The 7,276-nt window shown below is 39.5% G+C and carries 7 protein-coding genes; 1 reads left to right on the top strand and 6 read right to left on the bottom strand.

Annotation, left to right across the window (positions count from 1 at the left end):
- The 6 genes from ACYTXL_RS15980 to ACYTXL_RS15955 form a co-directional block, all read right to left on the bottom strand.
- A partial coding sequence (locus ACYTXL_RS15980; protein WP_461925593.1) for a sucrose-phosphate phosphatase occupies nt 1–464 on the bottom strand: 464 nt, incomplete at its 3' end.
- 435 nt (nt 465–899) lie between these two features.
- Nucleotides 900–1,127, bottom strand: a complete 228-nt coding sequence (gene xseB, locus ACYTXL_RS15975; RefSeq protein WP_461925592.1) for an exodeoxyribonuclease VII small subunit — start codon at nt 1,125–1,127, stop codon at nt 900–902.
- Entirely contained in the window at nt 1,127–2,389 is a 1,263-nt protein-coding gene (xseA, locus tag ACYTXL_RS15970; protein WP_461925591.1) for an exodeoxyribonuclease VII large subunit, read from the bottom strand. Before xseA ends, xseB begins: the two co-directional genes overlap by 1 nt.
- 60 nt (nt 2,390–2,449) lie before the next feature.
- Entirely contained in the window at nt 2,450–2,731 is a 282-nt protein-coding gene (locus ACYTXL_RS15965; RefSeq protein WP_461925590.1) for a type II toxin-antitoxin system RelE family toxin, read from the bottom strand.
- Complete coding sequence (locus ACYTXL_RS15960; protein ID WP_461925589.1) at nt 2,718–3,011, bottom strand: type II toxin-antitoxin system Phd/YefM family antitoxin; 294 nt, start codon at nt 3,009–3,011, stop codon at nt 2,718–2,720. Before ACYTXL_RS15960 ends, ACYTXL_RS15965 begins: the two co-directional genes overlap by 14 nt.
- A 527-nt stretch (nt 3,012–3,538) precedes the next feature.
- Nucleotides 3,539–4,786: an ISL3 family transposase gene (locus ACYTXL_RS15955; RefSeq protein WP_461925588.1), complete on the bottom strand. Its 1,248-nt coding sequence runs from the start codon at nt 4,784–4,786 to the stop codon at nt 3,539–3,541.
- 1,115 nt (nt 4,787–5,901) lie between these two features.
- On the opposite strand from ACYTXL_RS15955, the gene recA reads away from it, so the two are divergent.
- Nucleotides 5,902–6,981, top strand: coding sequence for a recombinase RecA (gene recA, locus ACYTXL_RS15950; protein ID WP_461925587.1), 1,080 nt, complete (start codon nt 5,902–5,904; stop codon nt 6,979–6,981).
- Nucleotides 6,982–7,276 lie beyond the last annotated feature (295 nt).

The raw sequence follows: 7,276 nt of genomic DNA, 5'->3' as shown, positions 1-7,276 counted from the left end.
ATTAACTTTACATTTAATTTATATTTCTGCAACTCCGCTTCAAGTTGTGGTAGAACATTTGCAGATGAATCTTGTTCTAGGAAAAAACTCACTTTGAAGGGACGCTGTTCTGAATCTGGTTGCAGAACTAACTCTCGGTATTTTTTAGTAATAGATAATACAGTTTCGCGTTCCCATCCCGGAGAGAGAATTTCTGACCAACCTGAGTCTGGAGTATCACTACCATCTAGGTAGATTTCTGTACCCACAGAAAGGACAAGAGCATCTGGTTGCAAAAGATTTTTTTGAGCTTGGAGTTCTTTGTAAAGTAGAGGCGATCGCCCAGTAGCATAAACGATTTTAGTGCCGTATTCTTGGCGATGTCTGTTCAGCAGTTGATTTAGTTCTGGTAAAGCGCTGTCATCGCCCACGGTGCGATATACAAGCGTATCATCTAAGTCTGTTACAAAAAGAAATGGGTTCATGATTAGAACTCTTGCAAAATTTCGTTATTGTACCGCGTGAACAGACTTTTGCAAGAAGTTTACTAAAAACAAAACAAGTTGGAAACTCGCGTTTACCAATAACCTTGCAGGCTAAGTAGTTATTAGAAGGGAATTTTTCTATATTGCTTGATCGTGCCTGCGATCGCAACTACGTGTATTTCAAAAATAAAATATGAGTCCTATATAAAGCTCAGGATATGTAGAATAATATTACATCACCACACTTGGCTGCTTTTTGAAAGAACTCTACCACATAGATATAGTAATCGGTTATGTACTCATTCTCATGTTATTTCTTACAAGATTAGGCTACTGTTTTTGATGTCCTATAATATAGGCTTCCGATTTCCGATTTCAGTGGCTCATTCACATTGAGTAAAATTTATACTATGAGTTTTATGCAGATTATTGCTACTATTCATCAGTCAAAGTTTCAATCAACAAATCTACCTGTTGCTGTCGCTGCTGCAAAAAACTTTCGCACTGACGCACATACTCAACAGCAGTTGCAAATTGGTCAAACACAGCTGACAATTCCAACTCACCCGCTTCAATGCGAGCGATAATTTCCTCTATCTCAACAACCTTCGCCTCATAATTCCAACCTTCCTCAGAATTAGAAGCACCCTTACGTTTAACCATCAACCTCTCTGTGTCCTCTGCGCCTGGAGTGGTTCGTTTATTTCCATAACCTTTACTTTAACCCCACCCTGCCCCAATTGAATGAACAAATCTTGTCCTATTTCTAACTCCGCCGCCGATCGCGCGATCGCTCCATCTTCCCCCCTAACCACCGCATAACCACGCTGTAAGACCGCTTTCGGGTCAAGACTAGCCAACTTTTGCCGCAATAATTCCAGATGCTGTGTTGCTTGCTGCGATCGCCCCGTGGTAATTTGCACCAATTGCTGACGCTTCCAAGCCAACTTTTCCACCTCTAATTGCACTTGTCGATCTAACCGCAAACGTCGCAAACGATTCCGCAATACTTGCAGCTTATTTTCAGCAGTTTCCCAAGAGTCATGCACCGCTTCACGTAAAGCCAAAACTCGCCCCCGATGCTCAGTATACAACTCAGAAAGTTCTGGCACAACCATTTCCGCCGCCGCAGTCGGTGTATGCACACAAGCATCTGCAACTAAATCTGCCAAAGATTCATCCCTTTGATGACCAATACCAGTAATTATAGGAATAGAACAACTAGCAAGCGCTCGCACCACTCGTTCATCATTAAAGCAAGCCAATTCCTCAACCGCGCCACCACCCCGCGATAAAATTAGCACTTCGGCGCGTCCATCTCTTTCCACCCGCTCAATTGCTTTGACGATAGATTCCGGCGCTTGCTCACCTTGCACTGTAGCCGGAGAAAATAAAACGTGTAAACCTGGATACCTTTGCTTGAGAGTTTTTTGAATATCACCCCAAGCCGCCGCAGTTGGTGAAGTGACGACAGCGATCGTTTGGGGGTGAGTTGGGAGCGATCGCTTTCTTTGCGCGTCGAACAACCCCTCAGCCAGCAAGCGATTTTTTAGTTGTTGATAGCGTAGCGCCTGTAAACCAACACCAGCCGGTAGAGTTCGCCAAACTGATAACTGATACTCTCCCCGTTGCGGATACACGCGAATGCTGCCCAAAATGATTATCTGCTCACCGGGAACGGGTATCTGGGCGAGTTTTGGCAATTGGCTATTCCATACTACACACTTAATTCCGGCGGTGCGATCGGTATCTTGCAGCGTGAAAAATAACCCACTGCGATGGTGGTTAGCGCTGGAAACTTCGCCAGTTACCCAAACTTGCCGTAATTGTTCATCTTGCTCTAACAGCAAGCGGATATAGTCAGTTAATCCAGATACCGAAAGTGCAGTATCGAGAATCAGAGAGTCGGGAAGGTCGAAAGTCATTAAATATGCCTGAAAGCATTTGTGCTGGAGCGATTTTAGCATTTTAATGAAAACCAAAGGTTAACCCAGTAAACGCTTCAATCTTTTGTAGACATCATCATCATTGCGCTTACCGACTAAAATCACTTCTATTAAATCTTGATCGGGAAAATACCTGTAAACAATCCGATATTCACCACTATCAACTCGATATAAATCCTGATAACCAGATAGCTGCTTACTATCAGTGGGTAAAGGCTCAACATTCAAAGCCAAAACCTTTTTTGCAATCTGTGCTGCTATTTTAGGCTGTAAACCGTTGAGAAAATCAAGAACAGTTGCTAGACCATCAAGCTTCGCCATTAGCTAAATGCTCTAGTGCAGATGTAAAAGCCTCTGTACCAATCATTTTGGACTGACTCAGAGCAACTTCAGCTGCTTGACCAAAAACCATATCCTCTAATTCTTCCAGCCGATTAATTAATTTTTGGTAGCTCTCGGCTGAAATAATCACATGACTAGGCCGTGATTGCTTAGTTAGTAGGACTGGCTCAGTAGCAGCCTTATCAAAAACCTCACCGTGTTTGTTACGAGCATCTGTAAGAGTGTAGGTCTGCATAGCAATTTTGACTACTTTAGACATTTTGACTATATTTTAGCAGATAACTCTTCTCAAATTTTTTATTCTGTGTTAGCTGTTTGTTGGGGGATGTCGTCTAACCAGTGTAATACGCTCTTAATCCTTACTCTGTGCCTGTTTAAGCCCAATGTCGTTTAAGAGCCATTTCCCGACATTTTCCCTTTCAGAGGACTCGCAGGAGACGGTAGACTTGCTAATTTGTTGTTAAGTATTAATACTATGTCCAATAAATTACAAAAGCTTTATTATTGAGTCACTATTTTTGCATAAAGGCAGTAAGATATAATGTTTCAAGAATGTATTTATTCACCTCAATTTAAAGAGTTTTTGTCCCAGGATTTTGATAACTTACCAATAAATCAACGTTTAATTAAATGGCATTTAAAAATCCCTCGCTATCTTTTAAGTAAAAAAAAGTAAAATGTTATAATACTGATTTTTTCGTCACTTCTAAATCTCGGTTGAGATTCAGAGTAATTTAAATGTGTTTATTCCGATATTTCCGGTTCTTCAGTACATAGTATGCTTAACTAATAGTTAAAATGCCAATTTAATAAGCATCTAACTCGGAAATTGTCAAAGTTTATAAATCCATAACCGGAACGTTTAATCAACTTGATCTTGTTATTAATACCTTCCACAGCACCACTATTTGTCCCATTATCAAAGTAAGCAATTATCTCATCAAACCAACGGATAATAGTATTGTTACTCTTGGGAAAACATTTTTTAGCTTTCGATAACCACATACCGAGTTTAAAAACTCCCGGATACCAATTATCTGTCTTATTAAAAATCTTTCTAAATTTTTCTTTTAATTCATGCATTTCTTTTAAGACGGGAGATACATTCTTGACTTCAGAAAGTTTATTTATTTGCTCTTCATTTAAGTCTGAGTCATTTTTAAGTAAAACGTACTTACTATTTTTTAATCCCGATAAAGCTTTTTCATATTCAGCTTTTTTTGATGATAATTGCGCTTTTTGAATTAATTCTTCTAGACTCCGCTTTTCTCGTTTTCTCTGTGTATCTAATTCTTGATTAATCTGTGTCATTACATGAAATCTATCTGCTACTACTTGAGCATTGGGCATTAATTCTGTGACAACGTTTTTATAACCAACCCACAAATCTATACTCACTTCCTCAATTTGTTGTAAGACCTCAGATCCCCATTCTAAAAGGGTTTTCTTCACTACTTCTTGCGTGCGCCCATTTAAAATAGTTACTAGCTTAGATGTATCTAAATCTATTAGTACGGCGCAGTAATTACCCTTGCCCTTAACCAGAGCTATCTCATCGATTCCAAGTCTTTTTATCAGAGAGGGTTTGTCATCAGATAATTCTTTAGATGCGTCTTTTAACATTCTTTCTATTTCTTCTGTTGTCACTATCCCTTGATCAGCTACACTGTGAATATCGTTTTCTATTACCTCTTGTATTATCTTGTGTGCCAGCCGTTTTGTATAAGTTCTTTTCTGGCTCACGAAATCTAGATTCTCACTAAAAAGTTTTTTACATTCTTCGCATTTGAATTGTCTTCTATTTATTTCTAAAAATACTGGTTTCTCACCGAAAGGTAAATCTTTAACAATGTATCGATGATTTTGATGTAATCTATGGCTTTTTGTCCCACAGCGAGGACAAGTACTGTATGATTTTATTGATTCTATTTGTAAAATCATTCCTATGCCGACATGAAGGCGATGTGATATAACTTTCACATCTTTTAAATCTAGAAGCTCTGTTAGTATTTTAATATTTTGTTTCCTGTTCATAACTGTAAATAGACAAAAAATATTTTTCTAGTACTTACAGTTAATAATCAATCTGCATTCTAAGTCAATCAGGTCAAAGGTTTAACTAAAGATTTTATGCAATTTTTTATACTTTTGAACCTTTGCAGCTAATAATTTAGCATAGTAAGTACTGAAGAACCAATATTTTTAAGTGCTTGTGTCAACATAATTTCACATATTCTGCTCACATATTGTGCATAACGGCAAAAACACACCGCTTAAAAAACCCCCCTAACGCCACCGCATCCAATCCATCAACCCATTCCCTCACAATCCCCTTCATACCCAGTAGCACGTCTGAACCTGTAAGCTATAGCCTGCAAAGATTTGACACCCGATTAACCGGAGTTTTTTACCCTTACTACACCATTAGCGCTCTCTAGAAAAAACGTGACAATTACAGTTCTGATAAGTAATAAAGACCCACCCCACTCATTCCCCCGTTATCCCAATTCTCACCCCGTAGCGCGTCTCTAGCTGTGGGGTTTTGCTTTGGTGGTTGAGTGGGATCGCGGTAAAGGTAGGTATTCTCAATAAACAAGTAGGAAAAATAGGCTTTAAAGTATACAGTGTAAAGAGTTGATAATTTTTAAATCGAAATATGCATTATTAGGAAATATTTCTGATAATAAGTGTGTCAAAACTGCGTCACTTTTTTGAAAACAGAAAAAAGTGACGCAGAAAAAAAACGCTAAAAAGTGCATAGTTGTAAGGTTTTTTTTCAACTTGGTGCAAAAAACCGCTACTCTAGGGGAGATGATATGCTGATTGGTATGGGCGATCGCTCCTAATTTAGCAACCTCCGTAAATGCTCACGAGTCCGGTTTTACTCACAGTGTTGCTTAGGTAATTTATTTTTTCTTTGAAAACCCCTTGCTTACCCAGCCAAAAAAAGCTATCTCTGAATGCAAGTTGGTATCATTATGCAAGATTACCCTAATCTGGTAGCAATCGAGTTACGATCTTGTCATACCCTTTTTTGATTTGAGAACTCCTATTCCAGAATTTTCTGGTTAAAATAGTATATCTGTTCTACTCAAACTCCCAAAGCAACACTCCTTAAAACCATATATTTAGAGGCATAAGAAGCAGGAATGGCTATCAACACCGATACTTCAGGCAAGCAAAAAGCGCTGACTATGGTGCTTAACCAGATTGAGCGCAGCTTTGGTAAAGGAGCAATCATGCGCCTGGGGGATGCTACCCGGATGCGGGTGGAGACAATTTCTAGTGGGGCGCTCACCTTGGATTTAGCATTGGGTGGTGGTTTACCCAAGGGGCGGGTAATTGAAATTTATGGGCCGGAAAGTTCCGGGAAGACTACTGTAGCGCTACATGCACTCGCCGAAGTGCAAAGAAATGGCGGTATTGCTGCCTTTGTCGATGCTGAACACGCCCTTGATCCTACATACGCTGCGGCATTGGGTGTAGATATTGACAATTTGCTGATTTCCCAACCTGACACTGGCGAGTCAGCTTTAGAAATTGTCGATCAGCTTGTTCGTTCTGCTGCGGTTGATATTGTAGTAATTGACTCAGTAGCAGCACTGGTTCCGCGTGCTGAAATTGAAGGGGATATGGGTGATATCCACGTCGGTCTTCAGGCGCGGTTGATGAGCCAAGCTTTGCGTAAAATTACTGGCAATATTGGGAAATCTGGTTGTACAGTAATTTTTATTAACCAGTTACGGCAAAAAATTGGTGTTACTTACGGTAGCCCAGAAACTACTACTGGCGGTAACGCATTGAAATTTTACGCTTCGGTGCGCTTAGATATTCGCCGGATTCAAACTTTGAAAAAAGGTACAGAAGAATTTGGGAACCGCGTCAAAGTTAAAGTTGCTAAAAATAAAGTAGCTCCGCCTTTTAGGATTGCGGAATTTGACATTATTTTTGGCAAAGGAATTTCTACCTTGGGTTGTATTGTAGACTTAGCAGAAGAAACTGGCGTGCTTGTCCGCAAGGGAGCTTGGTACAGCTACAATGGCGACAACATTTCTCAAGGACGAGACAACGCCATTAAGTATCTAGAAGAAAAGCCTGAATTTGCGGAACAAATTAAGCAACTGGTGCGTGAAAAGCTAGATAAAGGCGCTGTTGTTTCTGCTAACTCTGTAGCTAAACCCAGTGAAGGAGATGAAGAGGAAGAAGACGATTTAGAGCCAGAAGAATAAGGAATGTAGATTTATTAATCTGCAACTTTTAATCTGTAGTGGGTTACAAAGACAGTTAACCCACCTTTTCCAAGGTATTGATGAGTTACAGCAAGCCATAAAAATGATTGCTTCTATATGACGAGCAATCATTTTTATGGCTTTTTTCGTTGGAATCAGATAATTTTCAATTTTTTAGCTGGGATTGTATAGTATTTGTCTGCTAAAAAAGTGGTCTAAAATTTCTGATTTCGGTTTTAAACTGAAGTTGTGATAAATTTTAGCTTTAACTTGTCACGAATGATTGCCTAGACGG

The organism is Nostoc sp. (genome assembly GCF_054880495.1).
Note: the sequence above shows the minus strand (reverse complement) of the source record. Positions and strands in the feature narration are given on the sequence as shown.

Bases quoted from the DNA above. Each gene is read 5' to 3' on its own strand.
- xseA (WP_461925591.1), bottom strand. From the start codon at position 2,389: ATGACTTTCGACCTTCCCGACTCTCTGATTCTCGATACTGCACTTTCG.
- xseB (WP_461925592.1), bottom strand. From the start codon at position 1,127: ATGGTTAAACGTAAGGGTGCTTCTAATTCTGAGGAAGGTTGGAATTAT.
- recA (WP_461925587.1), top strand. From the start codon at position 5,902: ATGGCTATCAACACCGATACTTCAGGCAAGCAAAAAGCGCTGACTATG.
- ACYTXL_RS15960 (WP_461925589.1), bottom strand. From the start codon at position 3,011: ATGTCTAAAGTAGTCAAAATTGCTATGCAGACCTACACTCTTACAGAT.
- ACYTXL_RS15955 (WP_461925588.1), bottom strand. From the start codon at position 4,786: ATGAACAGGAAACAAAATATTAAAATACTAACAGAGCTTCTAGATTTA.
- ACYTXL_RS15965 (WP_461925590.1), bottom strand. From the start codon at position 2,731: ATGGCGAAGCTTGATGGTCTAGCAACTGTTCTTGATTTTCTCAACGGT.